The sequence below is a fragment of the Streptomyces sp. Sge12 genome (genome assembly GCF_002080455.1).
In the GTDB taxonomy this organism is placed as follows: domain Bacteria; phylum Actinomycetota; class Actinomycetes; order Streptomycetales; family Streptomycetaceae; genus Streptomyces.
The window spans coordinates 5,301,968-5,325,898 of sequence record NZ_CP020555.1 but is presented as its reverse complement, the minus strand read 5'-3'; the positions used below and the strand labels follow the sequence as shown (position 1 = coordinate 5,325,898).

23 protein-coding genes and 1 pseudogene are annotated in these 23,931 nt (G+C 70.7%); 14 read left to right on the top strand and 10 right to left on the bottom strand.

Annotated features, from left to right (window positions below):
* Window position 1 precedes the first annotated feature (1 nt).
* Window positions 2–1,162, bottom strand: a complete 1,161-nt coding sequence (gene dusB, locus B6R96_RS23800) for a tRNA dihydrouridine synthase DusB (protein ID WP_081523584.1) — start codon at window positions 1,160–1,162, stop codon at window positions 2–4.
* Between the two features lie 33 nt (window positions 1,163–1,195).
* Here dusB and B6R96_RS23795 point away from each other — a divergent pair, with 33 nt between their 5' ends.
* Window positions 1,196–2,644 (top strand): MFS transporter, encoded by a 1,449-nt coding sequence (locus tag B6R96_RS23795; RefSeq protein WP_081523583.1) that lies wholly within the window; start codon window positions 1,196–1,198, stop codon window positions 2,642–2,644.
* Window positions 2,645–2,663: 19 nt separating this feature from the next.
* Here B6R96_RS23795 and B6R96_RS23790 read toward each other — a convergent pair whose 3' ends face one another.
* The gene (locus tag B6R96_RS23790; RefSeq protein ID WP_030384613.1) at window positions 2,664–3,119 is read right to left on the bottom strand and encodes a MarR family winged helix-turn-helix transcriptional regulator; all 456 of its coding nucleotides are present in this window, start codon (window positions 3,117–3,119) and stop codon (window positions 2,664–2,666) included.
* Between the two features lie 79 nt (window positions 3,120–3,198).
* On the opposite strand from B6R96_RS23790, the gene B6R96_RS23785 reads away from it, so the two are divergent.
* The 4 genes from B6R96_RS23785 (at window position 3,199) to B6R96_RS23770 (ending at window position 6,153) form a co-directional block, all read left to right on the top strand.
* Window positions 3,199–3,555 carry a DoxX family protein gene (locus tag B6R96_RS23785; protein ID WP_272482435.1) on the top strand — a complete coding sequence of 119 codons (357 nt, stop codon included), beginning with the start codon at window positions 3,199–3,201 and terminating at the stop codon, window positions 3,553–3,555.
* A 54-nt stretch (window positions 3,556–3,609) separates the two neighbouring features.
* Window positions 3,610–4,674, top strand: a complete 1,065-nt coding sequence (locus B6R96_RS23780) for an aldo/keto reductase (RefSeq protein WP_081523581.1) — start codon at window positions 3,610–3,612, stop codon at window positions 4,672–4,674.
* 21 nt (window positions 4,675–4,695) lie between these two features.
* Window positions 4,696–5,289 (top strand): TetR family transcriptional regulator, encoded by a 594-nt coding sequence (locus B6R96_RS23775; RefSeq protein WP_030384616.1) that lies wholly within the window; start codon window positions 4,696–4,698, stop codon window positions 5,287–5,289.
* A gap of 141 nt (window positions 5,290–5,430) precedes the next feature.
* Window positions 5,431–6,153 carry a VC0807 family protein gene (locus tag B6R96_RS23770; protein WP_081523580.1) on the top strand — a complete coding sequence of 241 codons (723 nt, stop codon included), beginning with the start codon at window positions 5,431–5,433 and terminating at the stop codon, window positions 6,151–6,153.
* Between the two features lie 88 nt (window positions 6,154–6,241).
* Here the strand turns inward: B6R96_RS23770 and B6R96_RS23765 are convergent, their stop codons facing one another.
* Complete coding sequence (locus B6R96_RS23765; RefSeq protein ID WP_053702992.1) at window positions 6,242–7,624, bottom strand: glycine--tRNA ligase; 1,383 nt, start codon at window positions 7,622–7,624, stop codon at window positions 6,242–6,244.
* 155 nt (window positions 7,625–7,779) lie between these two features.
* Here B6R96_RS23765 and B6R96_RS23760 point away from each other — a divergent pair, with 155 nt between their 5' ends.
* From B6R96_RS23760 to B6R96_RS23745, 4 genes are read left to right on the top strand one after another with little or no spacing between them, the layout of a single operon-like run.
* Window positions 7,780–8,760, top strand: a complete 981-nt coding sequence (locus B6R96_RS23760; RefSeq protein WP_030384619.1) for a metal ABC transporter substrate-binding protein — start codon at window positions 7,780–7,782, stop codon at window positions 8,758–8,760.
* On the top strand, window positions 8,761–9,579 hold the full coding sequence (locus B6R96_RS23755; RefSeq protein WP_078626132.1) for a metal ABC transporter ATP-binding protein: 819 nt from the start codon (window positions 8,761–8,763) through the stop codon (window positions 9,577–9,579).
* Window positions 9,579–10,445 carry a metal ABC transporter permease gene (locus tag B6R96_RS23750; RefSeq protein ID WP_030384621.1) on the top strand — a complete coding sequence of 289 codons (867 nt, stop codon included), beginning with the start codon at window positions 9,579–9,581 and terminating at the stop codon, window positions 10,443–10,445. The genes B6R96_RS23755 and B6R96_RS23750 overlap by 1 nt, the downstream gene beginning before the upstream one ends.
* A gap of 51 nt (window positions 10,446–10,496) precedes the next feature.
* Window positions 10,497–10,925, top strand: coding sequence for a Fur family transcriptional regulator (locus tag B6R96_RS23745; protein WP_078626133.1), 429 nt, complete (start codon window positions 10,497–10,499; stop codon window positions 10,923–10,925).
* A 71-nt stretch (window positions 10,926–10,996) separates the two neighbouring features.
* Here the strand turns inward: B6R96_RS23745 and B6R96_RS23740 are convergent, their stop codons facing one another.
* The 4 genes from B6R96_RS23740 to B6R96_RS23725 form a co-directional block, all read right to left on the bottom strand.
* Window positions 10,997–11,821 (bottom strand): isoprenyl transferase, encoded by an 825-nt coding sequence (locus tag B6R96_RS23740; RefSeq protein WP_030384622.1) that lies wholly within the window; start codon window positions 11,819–11,821, stop codon window positions 10,997–10,999.
* A gap of 11 nt (window positions 11,822–11,832) precedes the next feature.
* Window positions 11,833–12,579, bottom strand: a complete 747-nt coding sequence (recO, locus tag B6R96_RS23735) for a DNA repair protein RecO (RefSeq protein ID WP_030009060.1) — start codon at window positions 12,577–12,579, stop codon at window positions 11,833–11,835.
* A 104-nt stretch (window positions 12,580–12,683) separates the two neighbouring features.
* Entirely contained in the window at window positions 12,684–14,168 is a 1,485-nt protein-coding gene (locus tag B6R96_RS23730) for a nucleobase:cation symporter-2 family protein (RefSeq protein ID WP_234431643.1), read from the bottom strand.
* Between the two features lie 607 nt (window positions 14,169–14,775).
* Complete coding sequence (locus B6R96_RS23725; RefSeq protein ID WP_079404897.1) at window positions 14,776–15,471, bottom strand: TerB family tellurite resistance protein; 696 nt, start codon at window positions 15,469–15,471, stop codon at window positions 14,776–14,778.
* Window positions 15,472–15,642: 171 nt separating this feature from the next.
* Here B6R96_RS23725 and B6R96_RS23720 point away from each other — a divergent pair, with 171 nt between their 5' ends.
* A complete protein-coding gene (locus B6R96_RS23720) occupies window positions 15,643–16,401 on the top strand; it encodes an SDR family NAD(P)-dependent oxidoreductase (protein WP_030384625.1) in 759 nt (252 codons plus the stop codon).
* 57 nt (window positions 16,402–16,458) lie between these two features.
* On the opposite strand, the gene leuA is transcribed toward B6R96_RS23720, so the two are convergent.
* The gene (gene leuA, locus B6R96_RS23715) at window positions 16,459–18,222 is read right to left on the bottom strand and encodes a 2-isopropylmalate synthase (protein WP_081523579.1); all 1,764 of its coding nucleotides are present in this window, start codon (window positions 18,220–18,222) and stop codon (window positions 16,459–16,461) included.
* 365 nt (window positions 18,223–18,587) lie between these two features.
* Here leuA and B6R96_RS23710 point away from each other — a divergent pair, with 365 nt between their 5' ends.
* The 4 genes from B6R96_RS23710 (at window position 18,588) to B6R96_RS23695 (ending at window position 21,888) form a co-directional block, all read left to right on the top strand.
* Window positions 18,588–19,664, top strand: a complete 1,077-nt coding sequence (locus B6R96_RS23710) for a M4 family metallopeptidase (RefSeq protein ID WP_081525220.1) — start codon at window positions 18,588–18,590, stop codon at window positions 19,662–19,664.
* Window positions 19,665–19,673: 9 nt separating this feature from the next.
* Window positions 19,674–19,943, top strand: coding sequence for a protealysin inhibitor emfourin (locus B6R96_RS23705; RefSeq protein WP_053171584.1), 270 nt, complete (start codon window positions 19,674–19,676; stop codon window positions 19,941–19,943).
* Between the two features lie 278 nt (window positions 19,944–20,221).
* Window positions 20,222–21,040 (top strand): GNAT family N-acetyltransferase, encoded by an 819-nt coding sequence (locus B6R96_RS23700; RefSeq protein ID WP_237291500.1) that lies wholly within the window; start codon window positions 20,222–20,224, stop codon window positions 21,038–21,040.
* 152 nt (window positions 21,041–21,192) lie between these two features.
* Window positions 21,193–21,888 (top strand): SAM-dependent methyltransferase, encoded by a 696-nt coding sequence (locus B6R96_RS23695; protein ID WP_081523578.1) that lies wholly within the window; start codon window positions 21,193–21,195, stop codon window positions 21,886–21,888.
* A gap of 83 nt (window positions 21,889–21,971) precedes the next feature.
* Here B6R96_RS23695 and era read toward each other — a convergent pair whose 3' ends face one another.
* Both era and B6R96_RS38815 read right to left on the bottom strand, forming a co-directional pair.
* Window positions 21,972–22,922 carry a GTPase Era gene (gene era / locus B6R96_RS23690; RefSeq protein ID WP_030384631.1) on the bottom strand — a complete coding sequence of 317 codons (951 nt, stop codon included), beginning with the start codon at window positions 22,920–22,922 and terminating at the stop codon, window positions 21,972–21,974.
* 495 nt (window positions 22,923–23,417) lie between these two features.
* Window positions 23,418–23,924, bottom strand: a pseudogene (locus B6R96_RS38815) (WxL protein peptidoglycan domain-containing protein); the annotation flags it as partial.
* Window positions 23,925–23,931 lie beyond the last annotated feature (7 nt).

Genomic DNA, 23,931 nt, shown 5'->3' with positions numbered 1-23,931 from the left:
GTCAGCCTCCGGAGGTGTCCAGTTCTGCGTCCTCGCTCACGCCCGCGCAGTCGTACGGGTCCTTCAGCCAGCCGTCCGGCAGGACAACTCGGTTGTTTCCGGACGTCCGACCACGCGGGCCGTCGGCGCTCTCGGGCCACGCCTGGTCCAGGTCGAGCTCGCTCAGATGAGCGTCCAGTTCGGCGAGGGAAGAGGTGACCGCGAGCTTCTGCCGCATCTCGGAGCCCACCGCGAAGCCCTTGAGGTACCAGGCCACGTGCTTACGGAAGTCGATCACCCCGCGCGCCTCGTCGCCGATCCACTCCCCCAGCAGCTGCGCGTGGCGGTGCATGCTCGCCGCGACCTCGCGCAGGGTGGGCTTGTGGAAGTCCTCGGGCCGTCCTTCGAAGGCCGCCACCAGGTCGTTGAACAGCCACGGCCGCCCCAGGCAGCCGCGGCCCACGACCACGCCGTCGCAGCCGGTCTCGCGGACCATGCGCAGCGCGTCCTCCGCGCACCAGATGTCGCCGTTGCCGAGCACCGGGATCTCCGGCACGTGCTCCTTGAGCCGCGCGATGGCGTCCCAGTCGGCGGTGCCGCCGTAGTGCTGGGCGGTGGTCCGGCCGTGCAGGGCTATGGCGGTGACCCCCTCCTCGACGGCGATCCGGCCCGCGTCGAGGTAGGTGAGGTGCTCGTCGTTGATGCCCTTGCGCATCTTCATGGTGACCGGCAGGTCGCCGGCCCCGGCGACCGCCTCGCGCAGGATCGCCCGGAGCAGGTTGCGCTTGTAGGGCAGGGCCGATCCGCCGCCCTTGCGGGTGACCTTGGGGACCGGGCAGCCGAAGTTGAGGTCGATGTGGTCGGCGCGGTCCTCTTCGACGATCATGCGGACCGCCTTGCCGACCGTGACCGGGTCCACCCCGTACAGCTGAATCGAGCGGGGCTTCTCGGACTCGTCGAAGTGGATCAGCTGCATGGTCTTCTCGTTGCGCTCGACCAGGGCGCGGGTCGTGATCATCTCGCTCACGAACAGCCCCTTGCCGCCCGAGAACTCCCGGCAGAGGGTACGGAACGGGGCATTGGTGATACCGGCCATGGGCGCGAGCACCACCGGGGGCGTCACGGTGTGCGGGCCGATCGCGAGGGGCGGAGGGAGCGTGGTCATCCGCCCATTGTCCCGCATGCCGAGGGGGTGGGGCGGACGTAGCATCGGCGCATGATCGAGCCGAGTCCCCGGCAGCGCGTGCTCGTCCTGGCGATCTGCTGCATGAGCCTGCTGATCGTCAGCCTCGACAACACCGTGCTCAACGTCGCCCTGCCCTCGATGCGCCGCGACCTGGACGCCTCGGTCTCGGGGCTGCAGTGGAGCATCGACGCCTACACCCTGGTCCTGGCCTCGCTGCTGATGCTCGCGGGGTCCACCGCCGACCGGATCGGCCGCCGCAAGGTGTTCGTGGCCGGCCTGGTGGCCTTCACCGTCGGCTCCCTGCTCTGTTCGCTCGCCCCCAGCCTCGACTGGCTGATCGTCTTCCGCATGGTGCAGGCCGTGGGCGGTGCGATGCTCAACCCGGTGGCGATGTCGATCATCACCAACACCTTCACCGATCCTGCCGAACGGGCCCGGGCCATCGGTGTGTGGGGGGCGGTCGGGGGCATCTCCATGGCGGCGGGCCCGCTGATCGGCGGCGTCCTCGTCGACTCCGTGGGCTGGCGTTCGATCTTCCTGATCAACCTGCCGATCGGGCTGGCGGCGCTGGCACTGACCCTGCGGCACATCCAGGAGTCCCGGGCGGCCCGGCCTCGGCGCCCGGACCCGCTGGGCCAGGTGCTGGTCATCGCCCTGCTGGGCAGCCTGACGTACGGGATCATCGAGGCTCCGGCCGCCGGCTGGCGCTCGCCACTGATCATGGGGTGCGCGGTGGTGGCGGTCGCCTCGTTCGTGGGGCTGCTGATCCACGAGCCCCGCTGCAAGGAACCGCTCATCGATCTCCGGTTCTTCCGCAGCGCCCCCTTCAGCGGAGCGACGGTGATCGCGATCAGCGCGTTCGCCGGGCTGGCCGGTTTCCTGTTCCTGAACACGCTGTACCTCCAGGACGTGCGCGGGCTGAGCGCCCTGCACGCCGGGCTGTACATGCTGCCGATGGCCGGCCTGACCGTCCTGTTCGCCCCGCTGGCCGGGCGGCTGGTGGGCAGCCGCGGACCGCGGATCTGCCTGCTGATCGCGGGGGTGTCGATGGCGGCGAGCGGACTGCTGTTCGCCCTGTTCGAGGCCGAGACGTCGAACCCGCTGCTGTTCACCGGGTACATGCTGTTCGGGCTCGGCTTCGGCATGGTGAACGCGCCGATCACCAATACGGCGGTGTCCGGGATGCCGCGCTCCCAGGCGGGCGTCGCGGCAGCCATCGCCTCCACCAGCCGGCAGACCGGCGGCACCCTGGGCGTCGCGGTGATCGGCTCCGTGCTGGCGGCCGGGCTGGCGAACGGCTCCGACTTCTCGGGGGCGGCCCAGCCGGCGTGGTGGATCATCACGCTCTGCGGGCTGGTGGTCCTGGTCGTGGGCGCGGCGACGAGCGGCACCTGGGCCCGCGGGACGGCGGAACGGACCGCCCGCACCCTGGAGGAGCAGGTGGGGCAGACCGCAGTGACGGGTTCCCCGCGCGGCTAGAAGGTGTCCGTACGGGCGGCTACTCGCCGCACTCGAAGTCCTCGGCCGAGGTGTTGACCCGGTCGAGGAGGCCGCGCAGGAGCTCGCGCTCGGCGGCCGAGAGGCCCGCGAAGATGCCGCTCTCGACCTCGTCGAGGGCGGTGTTCGTCTTGTGGAGGGCGGCTTCCCCGGCGTCGGTGATGGCCACGTTGTGACGGCGGCGGTCGGCCGGGTCCCGGCGGCGCTCGGCCAGCCCCTCGCCCTCCAGGTCGTTCAGGATTCCGACGAGCACGCTGGGGTCCACCTCCAGGCGCTCGGCGAGCGCCCGCTGGCCCATGGGGCCGCCCTCCAGGTGCATCAGTGTCATCGCGTGCCGCGGGGTGAGCCCGGCCGCGCCCAGCGCCCGCTTCATCCGGGTCTGGGTGACCGAGCCGTGCCAGGCGAGCAGCAGGCCCAGCCGCTGCGGGGGGTGCGGTCCGTCCTGAGCTGCCGTCATGGTCCACATCGTAGCAATCAGGAAATGGTTGCGAGGGGCATATCGTTGATGCTATTCAATGGTTTCACAGCATCGACCGTTGGAGATCTCCATGTTCATCGCCTACGCCGTCGTCGGCGTCCTGCTCGCGCTCACCCTCGCCGCCTCGGCCACCTTCACCCTCCGGCGCAACGACCAGATCGTGGCGAACATGCAGAAGGTCCGGGTGCCGGACTCATGGCTGCCACGCCTGGCCGCCCTCAAGGCCGCGGGCGCGATCGGCCTGGTGGCAGGCCTGTGGGTGACTCCGCTCGGAGTGGCCGCCGCCGTCGGCGTGACCCTCTACTTCATCGGCGCGGTGATCGCCCACCTCCGCGCCAAGGACTACGAGCTCGCGCCGGCGGCCGTCCTCACCCTGGTCGCGGCGGCCGCGCTGGCCCTGCGGATCCTCGCCTGACACTGACGAGTGACAGATATTGAAATCTGTCACTCGTCATGTCATTCTCGTTGCATGACGAAGAACGAGAACGCTTCCGACCCGACCACCACCGCACGGCGCGCCCTCGGCAGCACCGGCCCCACCGTCTTCCCGCTGGGGCTGGGCTGCATGGGGATGTCGGCTCTCTACGGGGAGGCGGACCGCGCCGAATCCATCGCGACCATCCACGCCTACCTGGAAGCCATCCCCGAAGGCACGGACGCCCTGCTGGACACCGGCGACTTCTACGGCATGGGCCACAACGAACTGCTGATCAACGAAGCCCTGCGCACGGCCCCCGCCGCGGCCCGCGAGCGGGCCCTGACCAGCGTGAAATTCGGCGCGCTCCGCACGGTCGAGGGCGGCTTCACCGGCTATGACGGCCGGCCCGAGGCCGTGAAGAACTTCCTGGCCTATTCGCTCCAGCGGCTCGGCCGGGACCACATCGACGTCTACCGGATCGCCCGCGTGGACCCGGACGTCCCGATCGAGGAGACCGTCGGAGCCATCGCCGACGCGGTCGCGGCCGGGCACGTGCGGCACATCGGCCTCTCCGAGGTCGGCGCGGACACCCTGCGCCGGGCCGCCGCCACGGCGCCGATCTCCGACCTCCAGATCGAATACTCGCTGATCTCCCGCGGCATCGAGGAGGAGATCCTGCCGACGGCGCGCGAGCTCGGCATCGGGATCACGGCGTACGGCGTGCTGTCGCGCGGCCTGATCAGCGGCCACTTCACGCGCGACCGCGCACTGGCGCCGGGCGACTTCCGCGGGATGAGCCCCCGCTTCCAGGGCGACAACCTCGACCGGAACCTCGACCTGGTGGAAGCGCTGCGCAAGGTCGCCGAGGGCAAGGGTGCGAGCGTCGCGCAGACCGCCATCGCCTGGGTGCTCGCGCAGGGACCGCGGCGCGGGGTCGATCTCGTACCGCTGGTGGGTGCCCGGCGCCGGGACCGGCTCGCCGAGGCACTGGGTGCCATGGACGTCTCCCTCGACGCAGCCGACCTGGCCGCCGTCGAAGAGGCCGTTCCGGCGGGCGCCGCGGCCGGCGAGAGGTACCCGGCAGCCCAAATGGCCCACCTCGACAGCGAACACTGAGCTGACGGTACGGTCGTACCCATGCCCCCCGCTGCTGCCGAGCCCCTGACCCCCGAGCGCATCCTCGAAACCACCGAGGAGGTGCTGCGCCGCTTCGGTCCCACCAAGGCGACGGTGGTGGACGTGGCCCGGGCCCTGGGGGTCAGCCACGGCAGCGTGTACCGGCACTTCCCGTCGAAGGCGGCGCTGCGCGAGGCCGTCACGGACCGCTGGCTCGCCAGGAGCGTGGTCATGCTGGAGGAGATCACCTCGGCCCCCGCCGAGAGCGCCCCCTCCAAGCTGGAGTCGTGGCTGGAGGCCCTCTTCGAGGCCAAACGCCACAAGGCGGGCGACGACCCGGAGCTGTTCGCCACCTACACCGTGCTGCTCACCGAGAACAGCGGCGTGGTGGACGCGCATCTGACGGAGCTGATCGACCAGCTGGGCCGGATCATCGCCGAGGGCGTCGCGGCGGGCTCGCTCGCCGCGGACGACGTACCGGCGGCCGCGCGCGCGGTGTTCGATGCCACGGGCCGCTTCCACGACCCGCAGTACGCGGCGGACTGGCTCTCGCCGACGATCATCACCGAGTTCGAGGCGGTCACCGCCCTCGTGATCCGGGGCCTGCGCGCCTGACGCGGCCGCCCCGACCCCGTCCGGAAGCACTCAGTCCGGACAACTTGATGATCATTTTGGGTGCGTTCGGGTTGTTCGCGTCCCGTCAAGGACTTTACGGTCCCCCTACCGCACGTCATCAGGCACGTCTCAGGGGGAATCTTGTCCACTCCAGCAACGCAAGACGCACGACCGGCGCCTCCGAAGCGCTCGGGCGCCGCCACCGCCCTCGGCTGGATCCTGACCATCGGGCTCAACGTGGTCGCGCCGATCATCACGTACAACGTACTGACCGGGGACCACGGCTGGAGCGAGTTCTCCGCGCTGCTGGTCAGCAGTGCCTGGCCGGTGCTCGACAGCGTCATCAGCCTGGCCTGGCGGCGCAAGATCGACGAGTTCGCCGTCGTCACCCTGGTCTTCCTGGTGATCACCGCCGTCGTCTCGCTCGTCGGCGCCCACTCGGCCCGGGCCCTGCTGATCAAGGACTCGGGCGTGACCGGGCTGTTCGGGCTGCTCTGCCTGGCGACGCTGCTCGCGCCTCGCCCGCTGATGTTCTACTTCGGGCGCAAGTTCGCCACCGACGGCACCCCCGAGAGCACCGCGTGGTGGAACGGCCTGTGGCAGTACGAGGGCTTCCGCACCACCATGAACCGGATGACGCTGGTGTGGGGCGTCGTGTACGTCGCCGAAGCGATCGTCCGCGTCGTCCTCGCCTACACGCTGCCCACCAAGACCATGGTGGTGGTCAGCCCGATCATGATCTACGCAGTGCTGGGCGCGCTCGGCGTGTGGACCGCCATGTACGGGAAGCGGTCCCAGGCCGAGGGCGAGCGGCGCGCGGCCGAGGCGGCAGCCGAGGGGGCCGAGGCGGCCGCGGCCCCCTGACCCGACCGACTCGCCCCGCCCCGCGAAAAGAACCGGTGGCCCGGTGCGCTGCGAGCGCACCGGGCCACCGGTCTTCGTACGGCAGGACCTAGCAGCCGAGCAGGCGGCTGCCGAGGTAGGCCTGGATCTGGTCCAGGGAGACGCGCTCCTGCTTCATGGTGTCGCGCTCGCGCACGGTCACCGCGTTGTCGTCCAGGGTGTCGAAGTCGACGGTGACACAGAACGGCGTACCGATCTCGTCCTGGCGGCGGTAGCGGCGGCCGATGGCGCCCGCGTCGTCGAACTCGATGTTCCAGTTCTTGCGCAGGTCGGCGGCGAGGCCCTTGGCCTTCGGCGACAGCTGCGCGTTGCGGGACAGCGGCAGGACGGCGACCTTGATCGGGGCCAGGCGCGGGTCGAAGCGCATCACGGTGCGCTTCTCCATGACGCCCTTGGCGTTCGGGGCCTCGTCCTCGTTGTACGCGTCGAGCATGAAGGCGAGCATGGCGCGGTTGACACCGGCCGCCGGCTCGATGACGTACGGGGTGTAGCGCTCACCCGACTCCTGGTCGAGGTAGCTGAGGTTCTGGCCGGAGGCGGCGGAGTGGGCCTTGAGGTCGTAGTCGGTGCGGTTGGCCACACCCTCGAGCTCGGAGAACTCGCTGCCACCGAAGTTGAAGCGGTACTCGATGTCGGCGGTGCGCTTCGAGTAGTGGGACAGCTTCTCCTTCGGGTGGTCGTACCAGCGGATGTTCTCCTCACGGATGCCGAGGTCGCGGTACCAGTTCCACCGCTCCTGCATCCAGTACTCCTGCCACTGCTCGTCCTCGCCCGGCTTGACGAAGAACTCCATCTCCATCTGCTCGAACTCGCGCGTGCGGAAGATGAAGTTGCCCGGAGTGATCTCGTTCCGGAAGGACTTGCCCATCTGCGCAATGCCGAAGGGGGGCTTCTTGCGCGAAGTGGTCTGCACGTGGGCGAAGTTGGTGAAGATGCCCTGGGCGGTCTCGGGGCGCAGGTACGCCTTCGAGCCGGTGTCCTGGGTCGGGCCGAGGTGGGTCTCCAGCATGCCGGAGAACTGCTTGGGCTCGGTGAACTGGCCCTTCACGCCACAGTTGGGGCAGTTGATGTCGGCAAGACCATTGGCGGGCATACGGCCGTGCTTGGCCTCGTACGCCTCCTCCAGGTGGTCGGCGCGGTGGCGCTTGTGACAGGAGGTGCACTCGGTGAGCGGGTCCGAGAAGGTGGCGACGTGGCCGGAGGCCACCCACACCTCGGGGGCCAGGATCACGGACGAGTCGAGGCCGACGATGTCCTCACGCCCGGTGACCATCGCCTTCCACCACTGGCGCTTGATGTTCTCCTTGAGCTCGACACCGAGCGGGCCGTAGTCCCAGGCGGCCTTGGAGCCGCCGTAGATGTCACTGCACGGGAAAACGAAGCCACGGCGCTTGCTCAGGCTGACGATGGTTTCGATCTTGTCGGCGGCCACGGTGCTCTCTTCATTACGAGGACGAACGGCGAAGTCTTTAGATTACCGGCGCCCGCACCCCCCCTTTCAAATCGGTTCCCCTTCCACGGCCGCCCGCCCGGGCCTCCCACCTGGGTTTTTGACAATCGTTTCCATCTTTGATGAAAATGGATGTCATGAACGTACGACGCCTCATACCCGCCGCCGCCCTCGCCGGAGCCGTCGCCCTCGGCGCCACGGCCCTGACCGCCTGCTCCGGAGCCGCCGCCGGCACCGGTGGCGGCAAGGACGGCAAGGTCGGCGTGACGGCGTCGTTCTATCCCATGGCGTTCCTCGCCGAGCAGATCGGCAAGGACCACGTGAAGGTCGACAGCCTGACCAAGCCGGGCGTCGAACCGCACGACCTGGAGATCACCCCCAAGCAGACCGCGCAGCTCGGCGAGGCCGACGTCGTCGTCTACCTCAAGAGCCTGCAGCCCGCCGTGGACAAGGCCGTCGCCCAGTCCGGCGTGAAGAACGTCGTCGACGCCGCGACCCTGACCGCGCTGGAGACCCACGGCTCCTCCGGCCACGACCACGGCGCCGAGGAGGGCCACGCCGAGGGCGAGGGCCACGACCACAGCCACGGCGAGGCCGGCAAGGATCCGCACGTCTGGCTCGACCCCAGCAAGTACGCGGAGATCGCCAAGGGCGTCGGCGCGGCCCTGGAGAAGGCCGACCCCGACCACGCCGCGGACTACAAGAAGAACACCGACGAGCTCGTCGGCAAACTGACCGCGCTGGACACGGAGTTCAAGGACGGCCTGCAGAACACCGCCTCCAAGACCTTCATCACCACCCACTCCGCCTTCGGCTACCTCGCCGAGCGCTACGGCCTCGACCAGGAGGCCATCTCCGGCGTCGACCCCGAGTCCGAGCCGAGCCCGGCCCGCATGAAGGAACTCCAGGGCCTCGCGAAGCAGGAGAATGTCTCCACCGTGTTCTTCGAGACGCTGGCCAGCGACAAGACGGCCAGGACCCTCGCGGCGGACACCGGCCTGAAGACCGACGTGCTGGACCCGCTCGAAGGAATCACCGACAAGTCCCAGGGCGCTGACTACTTCGAGGTCATGCGGTCCAACCTGAAGAACCTCCAGAAGGCGCTCGGAGCCAAGTAGATGACAGCAGCAACGGAGGCGCGAGCCATGCAGTCGACGTCGGCACAGGCAGCGGACCAGCCCGTCATATCCCTGCGCGGGGCCACGGCCTCGCTCGGCTCGCGCCCCGTGCTGCGCGGGATCGACCTCAGCGTCCAGCGCGGCGAGGTCGTCGCCCTGCTCGGCGCCAACGGCTCCGGCAAGTCCACGGCCGTGCGCGCCGTGGTCGGCCAGGTCCCGCTGACCGACGGCGAGCTGTCCCTCTTCGGCACCGACTTCAAGCGCTTCCGCTCCTGGTCGCGCATCGGGTACGTCCCGCAGCGCACCACGGCGGCCAGCGGGGTCCCCGCCACCGTCCGCGAGGTCGTCTCCGCCGGCCGGCTCGCCCGCTCCCGCTTCGGGATGCTGCGCAAGGCCGACAAGGCCGCGGTCGAGCGCGCGCTGGCCCTGCTCGGCATGGAGCAGTACGCCTCCTCCTCGGTCAACGCCCTCTCCGGCGGCCAGCACCAGCGGGTGCTCATAGCCCGGGCGCTCGCCGTCGAACCCGAACTGCTGATCATGGACGAGCCGATGGCGGGCGTGGACCTCGCCAACCAGGAGGTCCTGGCGAACGCCCTGCGCGAGCAGAAGGCCCTCGGCACCACCCTCCTCCTCGTCCTGCACGAGCTGGGCCCGCTGGAACCCCTGATCGACCGGGCCGTCGTCCTGCGCGACGGCTGCGTGGTCCACGACGGGCCGCCCCCGGAGGCCGTGGGGCAGCACGCACTGCCCGGCCACGACCACGTACACCCCCACGCGGCGCACGACGCCGAGCCCCTGCGGACGGGACTGCTGAGCTGATGGACCTCCTCGAATACGCCTTCATGCAGCGGGCCCTGATCGCGGCCGCCATCGTCGGCCTCACGGCGCCCGCGATCGGCACGTACCTCGTCCAGCGCCGCCAGGCGGTCATGGGCGACGGCATCGGCCACGTGGCCACCACCGGTGTCGGCCTCGGCTTCCTGCTCAACACCAGCCCGGTGTGGATGGCCACCCTCGTGGCCGTCGTCGGTGCGGTGGGCATGGAGCACATCCGCTCCCGCGGGAAGACCAGCGGCGACATCGCGCTCGCCATGCTCTTCTACGGCGGTCTGGCCGGCGGCGTCATGATCATCAACATGGCCGGCGGCTCCACCGCCACGCTGAGCAGCTACCTCTTCGGCGGCATCACCACCGTCGCGCCGGAGGACGTCTGGGCCGCGGTGATCCTCGCCGTCTTCGTGCTCGCCGTCACCGTCGGACTGCGCCGCCAGCTGTTCGCCATCAGCCAGGACGAGGAGTTCGCCCGGGTCACCGGCATGCCGGTGCGCGCCCTGAACCTCCTGATGGCCGTCACGGCCGCCCTCACCGTCACGGTGGCGATGCGGATCGTGGGCCTGCTGCTGGTCAGCGCCATGATGGTGATCCCCGTCGCGGCCGCCCAGCGGGTCACCCGCGGCTTCGCGGCGACGCTGTCGCTGGCCATGCTGATCGGCGTGCTGGTCTCCCTCAGCGGCGTGAGCGCCACGTACTACCTCGACGCGCCCTCCGGTGCGGCGATCGTGCTGCTCGCCATCGCCGTCTTCGTCGTCATGACGGCCGTGTCGGCGCCGCTGGCCAGGCGTCGGGCGAAGGCGGCCCGCGCCGCCGCCGAAGAGGTCTGCACGAGGGACGATGTGAAGGTCTAGAAATGTCGGCCGCCTGGCACAATGGGCCGAGGCCGATACGAGGAGGAACCGGTGGCGACTGCGCCTGGCGAGATGAATACCGCGCCAGTACGAGGACGATCCACCCGGCAGCGGGCCGCGGTCGCGGCGGCGCTGGACGAGGTGGACGAGTTCCGCAGCGCCCAGGAACTCCACGACATGCTCAAGCACCGTGGCGACTCCGTGGGCCTGACCACCGTCTACCGCACGCTCCAGTCGCTCGCGGACGCCGGTGAGGTCGACGTCCTGCGCACCAGCGACGGCGAGTCCGTCTACCGCCGCTGCTCCACCGGCGATCACCACCACCACCTGGTGTGCCGCAAGTGCGGCAAGGCGGTCGAGGTCGAGGGCCCGGCCGTGGAGAAGTGGGCGGAGTCCATCGCGGCCGAGCACGGCTATGTGAATGTGGCGCACACGGTGGAGATCTTCGGCACCTGCGCCGACTGCGCCGCCGCGGGCTGACCGCTCCGGCTGCACCGCTCCCGCCCCCGGCCAGGTGTTTTCCCCGGCCGGGGGACGGATCGAGCGGGTGCTCAGGCGGAGGTGCCCGGCTCCGGCTGGTTCGGGACGGCGCCGCCGAAGCGGCGGTCGCGCTGCGCGTACTCCAGGCAGGCCGCCCAGAGGTTGCGGCGGTCGAAGTCCGGCCACAGGACGTCCTGGAAGACCATCTCGGCGTACGCGCTCTGCCAGAGCAGGTAGTTGGACGTGCGCTGCTCGCCGCTGGGGCGCAGGAAGAGGTCCACGTCCGGCATGTCCGGGTAGTACATGTACTTCGCGAAGGTCTTCTCGTTCACCTTCGACGGGTCCAGCCGGCCCGCGGCGACATCGCGGGCGATGGCCTGCGCCGCGTCCGCGATCTCCGCGCGGCCGCCGTAGTTGACGCAGAAGTAGAGGGTCATGGCGTCGTTGCCGACGGTCTGCTCCTGGGCGACCTGGAGCTCCTGGACGACCGACTTCCACATCTTCGGCATGCGGCCGACCCAGCGGATGCGGATGCCCAGCTCGTTCATCTCGTCGCGGCGGCGCCGGATGACGTCGCGGTTGAAGTTCATCAGGAAGCGGACCTCGTCGGGCGAGCGCTTCCAGTTCTCCGTCGAGAAGGCGTACAGGGACAGGTTCTTGACGCCCATCTCCAGGCAGCCCTTGAGCACGTCGAGCACGACGCCCTCGCCGACCTTGTGGCCCTCGGTGCGCGGCAGACCGCGCTCCTTGGCCCAGCGGCCGTTGCCGTCCATGACGACCGCGACGTGGTTCGGGACGAGCTCGCCGGGGATCTTCGGCGGGACCGCGCCGGAGGGGTGCGGTTCGGGAACCTTGTACTCGCGGCGAGAGCGCCCCAGAATCCCGCGTCGTGCCATGTGCCCAGCTCCTATTTCTCGACGTATCGCAGGGAGCGTAGCCCGCGCTCCAGATGCCAGTGCAAATAGGCGGAGACCAGCCCGCTGCCCTCCCGCACGTGACGCGCCTCGCACGCGTCGGCATGCCCCCAGTCGCCCGTCAGCAGGGCGCTGAGCAGGGCGATGGCCTCCGACGAGGGTACGACGCTGCCGGGTACCCGGCAGTCCCCGCATATCACCCCGCCCGCGGCGACGGAGAAGTGCCGGTTGGGGCCGTGGATGCCGCACTTCGCGCAGTCCTCGAAGCTGGGCGCGTAGCCGTTGACCGCGAGGGAGCGCAGCAGGAAGGCGTCGAGGATCAGGTGGGGCTCGTGCTCGCCGCGCGAGAGGGTGCGCAGGGCTCCGACGAGCAGCAGGTACTGCTGCACGGCGGGCTCGCCCTCGTTCTCGGTGAACCGCTCGGCGGTCTCCAGCATCGCGGTGCCGGCGGTGTAGCGGGCGTAGTCGGTGACGATGCCGTTGCCGTACGGGGCGATGATCTCGGTCTGGGTGCAGAGCGGGAGGCTGCGGCCGATCAGTTCGCTGCCGCGGGCGAAGAACTGCACGTCGGCGTGGGAGAAAGGTTCCAGCCCGGCGCCGAACTTGGACTTGGTGCGCCGGACCCCGCGGGCGACGGCCCGCACCCGGCCGTGGCCGCGGGTGAGCAGCGTGATGATGCGGTCCGCCTCACCCAGCTTCTGGGTGCGCAGCACGATGCCGTCGTCGCGGAACAGGCTCATGGGCCCATTGTCCCGTACGCCGCCGACAGCGGGACGCGACGGGACAGCGATGGCCCCTCGTGCGGACCCGGGTCCGCACGAGGGGCCAGCACCCCTTGGGAGGATCAGGAGGCCGGGGTCCGGGCCTCTTCGCCCTCACCCGACGGGGCCGGTGCGGCTGCTGCGGAATCCGCGTCGTCCCCGGCCGCCGCCACCTGGGCGGGCAGTTCGACCTTGGGGACGTCGTGGGCCCCGTCCTTGGCCAGGCCGTTGAAGACCAGGTTCAGGACGATGGCGGACGTGGCACCCAGCGTCACACCGCTGTTGAGCAGCGAGGACAGGTCCGGGTCCATGTGCTTGGCGAAGAGGACCGGGACGGTCGCGGGGAGCAGGGCGAAGGCCAGGGAGACGCCGACGATCAGGGCGTTCTTCTCCTCCTTCAGGTCCACCTTGGCCAGGGTCTGGATGCCGGCCAGGGCGACCATGGCAAACATGACGGTCGCGGCGCCGCCGAGGACGCCGTGCGGGACGGCGGCGACGATCGCGGCGGCCTTGGGCAGCAGGCCCAGGACGATCATGAACACACCCGCGGCGACGACCACGAACCGGCTCTTGACCTTCGTCATCCGCACCAGGCCGACGTTCTCGGCGAAGGCCACGTACGGGAAGGAGTTGAGGACGCCGCCGAGGGCGGTCGCCGCGCCGTCGGCACGCAGGGCGCGGGCCACGGTCTCGCTGTCGACCTCCTTGCCGACGATGTCGCCGACGGCGTAGGTGTCACCGGTCGTCTCGACCATGGTGATCAGCATGACGATGAGCATCAGGACGATCGGGAACCACTCGAACTTCGGGGCACCGAAGTGGAAGGGGGTGGTGATGCCGATCCACTCGGACTTGCTCACGTCGCCGAACTTCGCGTCCCCGAGGAGGAAGGCGACGGTGGTGCCGACGACCAGGCCGAGGAGGATCGAGATGCTGGAGAGGAAGGGCCTGCCGATCTTCATCAGGACGAGGATGAAGAGCATCGTGCCGCCGGCGTAGGCGAAGTTCTTCGGGTCCCCGAAGTCGGGGCTGCCGAGGCCGCCGGCCGCGTCGTTGAGACCGACCGGGATCAGGACGATGCCCAGCACGGTGATCACCGTGCCGGTGACGACCGGTGGGAACAGCCGCATCACGGTCCGGAAGGCCTTGGCGGGCAGCCAGGCGAAGGCGAAGGTGGCGAGACCGGCGGTGATCACGGCGCCGTAGATGACCAGGAGGGCGGCGGTGCCGCCTCCCGCGCCGAGGCCGATGGCGATCATCGGGGAGACCGCGGTGAAGGTCACGCCCTGGATCAGCGGCAGTCGCGCGCCGATCCGGCCTATGCCCCAGGCCTGGATGATCGAGGCGATACCGCAGGTGAAGAGGTCCGCGTTGATCAGGTAGACCAGCTGTTCAGGGCTCAGCTTCAGCGCATTGCCGACGATGATCGGAACGATCACCGCACCGGCGTAGAAGGCGAGTACGTGCTGGAAGCCGTACAGCGCGAGCTTGGGAACGGGGAGCACCTCGTCGACCGGGTGGGTGCTCTGCTCTCCGTCGGTGGAAAGCCGGGCGGCGACACGTGCCATCTCAGCCTTGCCCTTCAAGGTAGGTAAGTGAGAGGAGATCTGGTTGTCCCTGGGCGCAGTGGGTCGCTAACCCGTTGATACGCCAGGGTTGTCAGTACGTTCACGTCGAGGTGAATCGAAGCCGCGCTGTGTTAACGGCGCCGTCTTGTCGTGTGACCGGAATTGAACGCCTGTGGGGGGCCTCACAGGTATCGTCGACTTCGACAAACTGTTGACGTTCACGCGTGCTCGATCTGGAGGTTTCTCCAGTGGTGCGGGCTCCTCGACAGGAGTATGAGCACAGCGGCGTGGAGTCCGGCCCTCCTGCCGTGCGACTGCGAAGCGCACCCGCTGTGACGTGCGCGTACGGCGTTTGCCGCGCCTGCGGCAGGCAAACCCGAAGGCGCTGTTCCGGCCGTCCGACAGGTGGACACGCCGGGCTCGGAGGGAGGGCCTCCGCCCTTCACACGACGTTCACGCGTCCCGAAATCGGCCCCGCGAGGCCGGATCGTTACGTCGTGGAGGGCCGTTTCGGACGGATCCCGGACGGATCGGCGCAGCGGAACGGACACGAAAGGGCCCTGCGCCGCTTCTCCGCGCAGGGCCCCTCCACGTCCGTACGGCACGCCTAGGGCGCGCGGACCGCCGACAGCAGCCGGGCCACCTCGTCCGTGTCGATCCGCAGCGCCGCGCCGACCGTGGCGAGCACCTCGCGCTCGGCCGGGGTGTACGGGCCGTCCGCGAGCGCGATACGGGCCCCCTGGAGCAGGATCGATTCACGGCCGGGGCCGGCCAGGTGCGGGGCCAGCGGCTCCAGGGCCTCGTGCAGCTCTATCGACAGCGCGGCCCCGCAGCACTCCGGGACGTCGTACAGCCCGAGCCGGCCCTCGTCGCTGGACAGCGCCTCCACGAGGGACTCCAGCTGCTCCTCGGTGCAGTCCTGGAAGCCCGCGGCCCGTACGGCGCCCACCGCGGCCTCCAGCGCGCTCCGCGAGGCCGTCCCGCCCGCGGTGAGCACGGCGAGCGCCACGGTGTGCACGGCGTCGCGCAGCAGGGCGGTGAAGCGGGTCGTGGTGAGGTGGTCGAGGACGTCGGTGTCGAAGCGGGCCCGGCAGCCCTGGCACTCGATGACGGGCCCGGCCTGCCCGCGGGGCAGCAGCGGCACCCCGAGGACGGTGAACCGGCGTCGTCCGGTGCGCCGGCGGTAGTTGCGGTCGCCACCGCAGGCGGGGCAGAAGAACTCCCCGTCGCCCACGGTGCTCCAGGTGGTACGGGTGCCCCAGACCGTCAGCTTCCGGCCGTCCCCACCCCGAACTGGCAGCACGTCGCACCTCCGTAACCTTCCGGCAACATCGCCGGGTGGGCGTGATGTTAGCCACATCGGTGAGGATGCGTCAGTCGTGTGACAAGACAACATGTGCCGGGCGGCGGACTTGGCCGGTCTGCGCCCCCGGCGTCCCCCCGTCCCCGCCCCGCTCCCCCTAGGGTTCGCGGCATGAACGAGAAGTCCTGTCTGGTCACGGGCGCCGCGAGCGGGATCGGCCGGGCCACCGCCCTGCTCCTGGCCCGTTCCGGGGCCCGGGTGACCGCGGCCGACATCAATGCCCCGGGCGTCGAGGCCCTGCGTACGGAATTGGCCGCGGAGGGGTACGCGATCACCGCGGTCGGCGGTGACGTGGCCGATCCGGAGGCCAATCACGCGATGGTGGCGGCCGCCGTCGAGGCCTACGGGCGCCTGGACGTCGCCGTGGCGAACGCCGGGGTGCTGCCGCTGTCCGACGTACGGGAGACCAGCCCCGAGGACTGGGACCACGTCATGGCGGTGGACGGCCGCGGAATGTTCCTGACCTGCAAGTACGCCATCGAGGCGATGACCTCGCAGCCGCGGCCCGGCGGGGCCCTGGTCTGCGTGTCCTCGATCTCGGGAGTGGCCGGGCAGGCCCGCCAGGCCGCTTACGGGCCGGCGAAGTTCGTGGCGTCGGGGCTGACCAAGCACCTCGCGGTGGAGTGGGCCGCGCACGGGATCCGGGTCAACGCGGTGGCTCCCGGAACCATCCGTACGGAGCGGGTGATCGCGCTGAAGGACGAGCCGGGCGGGCCGGAGTACCTGTCGGAGATCGCCGGGGCGCACCCGATGGGCCGGCTCGGCGAACCGGAGGAGGTGGCCCGGGTGATCGCCTTCCTGGCCTCCGACGCGGCCTCGTTCGTGACGGGCGCGATCGTGCCGGTGGACGGCGGCTACCTGGCCCGCTGAACGCCGCTGCCCCGCCCCCTTCGGCGCGGAAGGGGGCGGGGCAGCACGTACGAGGGGTCAGCGGCCCGCGCGGTTGACGGCGGAGATGACCGCCTTCAGGGAGGCGCGGGTGGTGTTGGCGTCGATGCCGATGCCCCACAGGACGCGGCCGTCGATCACGCACTCGATGTACGAGGCGGCCACGGCGGAGGCGCCCTCGCTCATGGTGTGCTCGGTGTAGTCCAGCAGGCGGGCGTCGACCCCGATGCCGGCCAGCGCGTCGAAGAAGGCGGAGATCGGGCCGTTGCCGGTGCCGTTCAGGACCGTCTCCACGCCGTCCACGACCGCCTCGACGGTCAGCGTGTCCGTGCCGTCCTTGTCGGTGGCCGTCGAACCGGAGCGCAGCTGGATGCGACCCCACGGGTTCTCGGGGTTGGGCAGGTACTCGTCGGAGAAGATGTCCCAGATCGCCTTCGGCGTGACCTCGCCGCCCTCGGCGTCGGTCTTGGCCTGGATGATCCGCGAGAACTCGATCTGCATGCGGCGCGGCAGGTCCAGCTTGTGGTCGTTCTTCAGGACGTACGCGATGCCGCCCTTGCCGGACTGCGAGTTGACCCGGATGACCGCCTCGTAGGAGCGGCCGACGTCCTTCGGGTCGATCGGCAGGTACGGGACCGCCCACTCGATGTCGTCGACCGTCTTGCCATGGGCGGCCGCGTCGGCCTCCATGGCGTCGAAGCCCTTCTTGATGGCGTCCTGGTGGGAGCCGGAGAAGGCGGTGTAGACCAGGTCGCCCGCGTAGGGGTGGCGCGGGTGGACCTCCATCTGGTTGCAGTACTCGCTGGTGCGGCGGATCTCGTCGATCTGCGAGAAGTCGATCTGCGGGTCGATGCCCTGCGAGAACAGGTTCATGCCCAGGGTGATCAGGTCCACGTTGCCGGTGCGCTCGCCCTGCCCGAACAGGCAGCCCTCGATGCGGTCGGCGCCGGCCATCAGGGCCAGCTCGGCGGCGGCGACGGCGGTGCCGCGGTCGTTGTGCGGGTGGACGGAGATGCAGATGTGCTCGCGGCGGGTCAGGTTGCGGGCCATCCACTCGAAGCGGTCCGCGTGCGTGGACGGCGTCGAGCGCTCCACGGTGGCGGGCAGGTTCAGGATGATCTCGCGGCCCTCGGACGGCTGCCAGACGTCGCAGACGGCCTCGCAGACCTCCAGGGCGAAGTCCAGCTCGGTGTCGGTGAAGATCTCCGGGCTGTACTGGTAGCCGAAGGTGGTCTCCGGGCCCAGCAGCTTCTCGGCGTACTCCATGACCAGGCGGGTGCCGTCGACGGCGATCTGCTTGATCTGCTCCTTGGTGCCGCGGAAGACGACCCGGCGGAAGGTCGGGGCGGTCGCGTTGTACAGGTGCACGGTGGCGCGCTTGGCGCCGACCAGGGACTCCACGGTCCGCTCGATCAGGTCCTCGCGGGCCTGGGTGAGTACGGAGATGGTGACGTCGTCCGGGATCGCGCCCTCTTCGATGATGGAGCGGACGAAGGCGAAGTCGGTCTCGCCGGAGGAGGGGAAGCCGACCTCGATCTCCTTGTAGCCCATGCGCACCAGCAGGTCGAACATCTCGCGCTTGCGGGCGGGGGTCATCGGGTCGATCAGCGACTGGTTGCCGTCGCGCAGGTCGGTGGAGAGCCAGCGGGGGGCCTTGGTGACGCGGGCGTCCGGCCAGGTGCGGTCCGGGATGTCCACCTGCTCGTACTGTCCGTACTTGTGGATCGGCATCCCGGAGGACTGCTGGGTGTGGGTCGCGTTCGTGATGGGCGTGGGGCGACCGACAAAAGGCTGCTGGCTCATGGCGTTGGGCTCCTCGCGTGTCCGCGTGTAGTTCGCTGGGACGGCCGACGGCGGTAGTGAAAACCGCAACACCAAACTCCGCGGGGAGGGGGTCGGCCTACGACTACAGACCCTCGCCGCGGCAGCTAAGGAGAAGCAGCCCGAAACGCATGATGGACCGAGCCTAGCCGAGCCGCGCCGTATCGCGAGGACCTGTTTCAGTATGCAAGACCCGAGGGTCCGATTTGCACCAAATGTGAGCCAAGCCTCGTTTGATCCCGCCGGGTCAGGTTGTTCCGTCAACCCGGCGTCACCGCTTTCAGACAAGTGAATGAATCATGGTCGCAGCTAGTGACAGCGTCATGACCCACTGCCACATTTCCGGCATGGATGCCTCCCACGCCCACCGCCATCACCCCGTCTTCTGCACGGTCGTGCCGCCGCACCTCCTCGACAAGGCCGCCCGCTCCGCGGACTCCCGCCGCGCCGACCTCGCCCAGCGCACCCTCGAACGCGACTCCCTGCTGCGCACCCGGCGCCGCGTCACGGCCGTGCGCGGGATCGTCCCCACCCTCGCCGCGCCGGCCTCGGACGAACCGGACCGGACGATCTACGACGCCCAGCACCGCACCCGGCTGCCCGGGAAGAAGGTCCGCGGGGAGGGCGACCCGCTGAGCAGGGACGCCACCGTCAACCGCGCCTACGCGGGGCTCGGGGCCACCTACGACCTGTTCCTGAAGGGCTTCGGGCGGCGCTCGATCGACGACTCCGGGCTCGCACTGGACGCGACCGTCCACTACGGCGAGGAGTACAACAACGCCTTCTGGGACGGCCAGCAGATGGTCTTCGGCGACGGGGACGGGGACCTCTTCCTCGACTTCACCGTGTCGGTGGACGTCATCGGCCACGAACTGACCCACGGGGTCACCCAGTACACGGCGAACCTGACCTACCACGGGCAGTCCGGCGCCCTGAACGAGTCGATGTCGGACGTCTTCGGCTCGCTCATCAAGCAGTACTCGCTGGAGCAGACGGCCGAGCAGGCCGACTGGCTGATCGGCGCCGGGCTGCTCGGTCCCAACGTCACCGGGGTCGCGCTGCGCTCCATGAAGGCGCCCGGCACCGCGTACGACGACGACGAGCTCGGCAGGGACCCGCAGCCGGCCACCATGGACGACTACGTGAACACCCACAGCGACAACGGCGGGGTCCACATCAACTCGGGCATCCCCAACCACGCCTTCTACATCGTGGCGACCGAGCTGGGCGGCAAGGCCTGGGAGCGGGCCGGACAGATCTGGTACGACGCGCTGACCGGCGGGGAGCTCGCCGAGAACGCGGACTTCGCGGACTTCGCCCGGCTCTCGACGGCGGCGGCCGTGACCCGGTACGGGGACGGCGGCGCCGAGCACCAGGCCCTCCAGAAGGCATGGTCCGCGGTGGGCGTCCCACTCGAGGGGTAGAGGGCTCCCATGCGGATTCAGGTGGTACGGACGGGCGGCTTCGCGGGCATCGAACGCCGGGCCGAGGTGGACACCGCGGGCCGGCCGGACGAGGGCGAGTGGCGGGCCCTGGCCCAGCTCGCGCTGCGGCCCGGTCCGCCGGGCCACCCGGCGGACCGGGTGCGGGACGGCTTCTCGTACCGGATCACGGTGGACGGGCGGACGGTGGCCTGCGAGGAGCCGAACCTGTCGGAGGCCCAGCGGGCGCTGATCTCAAGGGTGTTGAAGGAGGGCGCCTAGGCCGTCTCTTTCGGATCTTGTCGGATCAGCCCGGGTCGTCCGGCGCCATGGGGTCTCCCCGGGCCCACCAGGGCCGAGGGGAAGCATCGCAAGGCGGAGGGGCGCCCGTGTACTGGACGTACTCGGGCGCCCCGCCAACGCGGCGAGGCGCCGTGCCGGGCGACCCGGGCCCGACAAGATCCGGAAGAGACGGCCCAGGCAGGGCGTCCGACGGCCGCGTGGCGCAGGGTGCCCGGAAAGAAGGTGCCCGGGCGGCGGCGCTTTGTTTGGATGGCCGGATGACCGACCACATGATCGAATCAACGCTGTCCGAGCTGGAGCGGTACTACGACACGGTGCCGCGGGTGGGCGGGGCACGCGCCGAGGACTTCGGCGCGCTGACCCTGTTCGTCCAGGAGGGCGCGGGCTGGCCGTACTATGCGCGGCCCGCGCTCGGCGGCCCCGAGGCGACCCCCGCCGACGTACAGCGGGTGCTGGAGCGCCAGCGGGAGCTGAAGGTGCCCGAGGCCTTCGAGTGGGTGGCCGAAACCAGCCCCTCGCTGCGGGCTGCGGTGGAGGCGGCGGGACTCCACGTCCACGAGCACCCGCTGATGGTGCTGGACCCCTCGGCCGAAGCCCTTCCCCCGCATCCGGAGGTCCGTCTGCTCGGCGCGGACGACCCGCTGCTGACCGCCGCGGTGACGGTCCCGGCCCTCGCCTTCGCGGCCCCGGGCACGGCCGTGGGCGAGGCCGGACCGGCGGAACTGGCGGCAGCGATGGCGGAGCCCTCGGCCGAGGAGGGCCGGGCCCGGGTGTCCGGAAAGCTGGCGGCGGGCACCGGCGCCATGGCCGCGGCCGTACGGGACGGCGTCGTGCTCTGCTCCGGCATGTACAACCCGGTCGGGGACGTCGTGGAGATCGTGGGCGTCGGCACCCTCCCGTCGGCCCGCCGCCAGGGCATGGCCCTCGGGGTGACGGCCGCGCTCGTCGCGGAGGCCCTGGCGCGCGGGGCCCGTACGGTCTTCCTCTCGGCCGGCGACGAGGACGTGGCCCGCGTCTACGCCCGCATCGGCTTCCGCCGGGTGGCCACGGCCCTGATCGCCGAACCGCAGGCGTGACACCTCTGCTCGGGCGGCTGCCGCCCTGCTGACCGGGCCCGGCAAACGGGCCCGCCCGGGACCCGTTTGCCGGAACGGCAACAAGGTTTGCCTGTGCGGGCGGGTCGGGCGGAGCATCGGCCCTACCGGCACCCGTACTGGAAGAGGGACCCATGACCGAGCACGCGCACACGGACACGGACACCGACACGCACACGCACACGCACTCCCACCACTACCCCGTCACCGGGCCCCCGGCGGGCGAGGAGTTCTGGAACGGCCGCTACGGCGAGAGCGACCGGATCTGGAGCGGCGAGCCCAACGCCATGCTGGTGCGCGAGGTGTCCGGCCTCGCCCCGGGGCGGGCCCTCGACCTCGGCTGCGGGGAGGGCGGCGATGCCGTCTGGCTGGCCCGCCACGGGTGGACCGTCACGGGGACCGACATCTCCGGGGTCGCCCTCGGCCGGGCGGCCGAGCACGCGGCCGACGCCGGACTCGCGGACCGGATCTCCTTCGCGCGGCACGACCTGACGGAGTCCTTCCCGGAGGGGGAGTTCGACCTCGTCTCGGCGTGCTTCCTGCACAACTACGGGGACTTCCCCCGTGATGCCGTCCTGCGCACTGCCGCCGCGGCCGTGGCCCCCGGCGGCACCCTGCTGGTGGTCGGCCACGCGGGCTGGGCACCGTGGCAGGAGGAGCGGGAGGAGGCCCACTTCCCCACTCCCGAGGAGGTCCTCGCCCAGCTGGAGCCGGTCACGGCGAGCTGGGAGGTGCTGCGGGCCGAGGAGACCGAGCGGGTCCAGGCACAGCCCGACGGTACGCCGGGGACCCGTACGGACAATGTGGTGCGGGTGCGCCGGCCCGCATAGCCGGACGAACGGCAACGACGCACGGACGCGGTCCCCGGGCGGGGGGCCGCGTCCGTGCGTCGTCGTGTCGTTCGGTCCGGGCCTCAGAAACCGAGCTTGCGCAGCTGCTTGGGGTCCCGCTGCCAGTCCTTGGCGACCTTCACGTGCAGGTCGAGGAAGACCGGGGTGCCGAGCAGCGCCTCGATGTGCTTGCGCGACTTCATCCCGACCTCCTTCAGGCGGGAGCCCTTCGGGCCGATGATGATGCCCTTCTGGCTCGGCCGCTCGATGTAGACGTTGGCGTGGATGTCGAGCAGCGGGCGGTCCGCCGGACGGTTCTCGCGCGGGATCATCTCCTCGACGACCACGGCGATGGAGTGCGGGAGCTCGTCCCGTACGCCCTCCAGCGCGGCCTCGCGGATCAGCTCCGCGACCATGACCATCTCGGGCTCGTCGGTGAGGTCGCCCTCCGGGTACAGCGGCGGGCTCTCCGGCAGCAGCGGCGCGATCAGGTCGGCCAGCAGCTGGACCTGGGTGTCCCCGACGGCCGACACGGGAACGATCTCGGCCCACTCGAAGCCGAGCTCGGCGCCGAGCTGGTGCACGGCGAGGAGCTGCTCGGCCAGCTGCTTGGACTCGACCAGGTCGGTCTTGGTGATGATGGCGATCTTGGGGGTCTTCTTGATCCCCGCCAGCTCCTTGGCGATGAACTTGTCGCCGGGGCCGAGCTTCTGGTCGGCCGGCAGGCAGAAGCCGATCACGTCGACCTCGGCCCAGGTGGTCCGCACGACGTCGTTGAGGCGCTCGCCGAGCAGGGTGCGCGGCTTGTGCAGGCCGGGCGTGTCGACGAGGACGAGCTGGGCGTCGGGGCGGTGCACGATGCCGCGAACGGTGTGGCGGGTGGTCTGCGGCCGGTTGGAGGTGATCGCGACCTTGGTGCCCACGAGTGCGTTGGTGAGGGTCGACTTCCCCGCGTTGGGGCGGCCGACGAAGCAGGCGAACCCCGCACGGTGCGGGGCGGTGGACTCGGGGGAACGATCGCTCATACGGGCCATTCTCCCCGATGCGGCTCCCAGCGCCGACCAGATCACCGCGACGAGCGCCGGCACGGCCGTGAGCGAGGGGTGTTCGGCGAGGTCCGCACGGCCCTGAGCTGTGGTTCCGTCGGCCCGGGCACGCACCACGACCTCGGCCCATTCCGCTCTGGGCGCGCCCTCCCAACGGGCGCCGAGCCGTACTTCCTGACCCGGCAGCAGCTCGGCGGGCAGCCCGCCGGACTCGCGGCCGAGGAGCCGGCGGCCGAGGGCCCCGGTGGCGGTGAGGGTGACGCGGGGGCGGAGGGTGACGTTGCCGATGTTGTGGAGCGTGTACGAGATGTCCGCTCCGGAGCCGCGGCGGTCCACGGTGACCTCCCGGACGGTGAGGGCGGCGGCGGTGGGGCCGGTCACCCGCAGGTACAGCCGGGCGGCGACGGCCTGCTGTACGCCGATCCCGCCGCCGGTGGCGGTGGCCGCGGCGGGGCGCTCCTCCAGGGCCACGACGGCGCCGGGATGGTCCCCCGGCTCCGCCCGGTCGGGGACGGTGAGGGTGAAGCCGACGGTGACCGAGCCCCCGGCCGGTACGGTCACCCGCTCCCGGTCGAGCTTCGCCCACGCGGCGGCGGCCAGCCGCGGCTCGTCGGGCCCGCGCACCGCGAATCCGCCGTCGCGGGCGGTGTTGTGGGCGTCGGCGGCGTAGAGCCGGAAGGTGCGGGGCCGGTCGGTGCGGTTGGTCACGGCGACGGCGTCGGTGACGGTCTGGCCGGGCGCGGCCGCGAGGTAGAAGCAGGGCCGCTGCGCGACGGAGTTCGCGACGGGCAGGACGGACCACTGGCCGCCGTCCGCGGCGGCGGCCGTCCCGGCGGGAGCGAGGACGAGGGCGAGGAGGAGGGCGAGCAGGGCGGTGCACAGCGCTCGCACCGCGGTCCTTCCCGGACCCTGCCCCGACCCGGCGCGGGGCCTGGGGCGGAGCCCCGGGAAACGGCGAACGGGCGGGGCGGGGAGAGATCCACGCAGCATCGGCAGC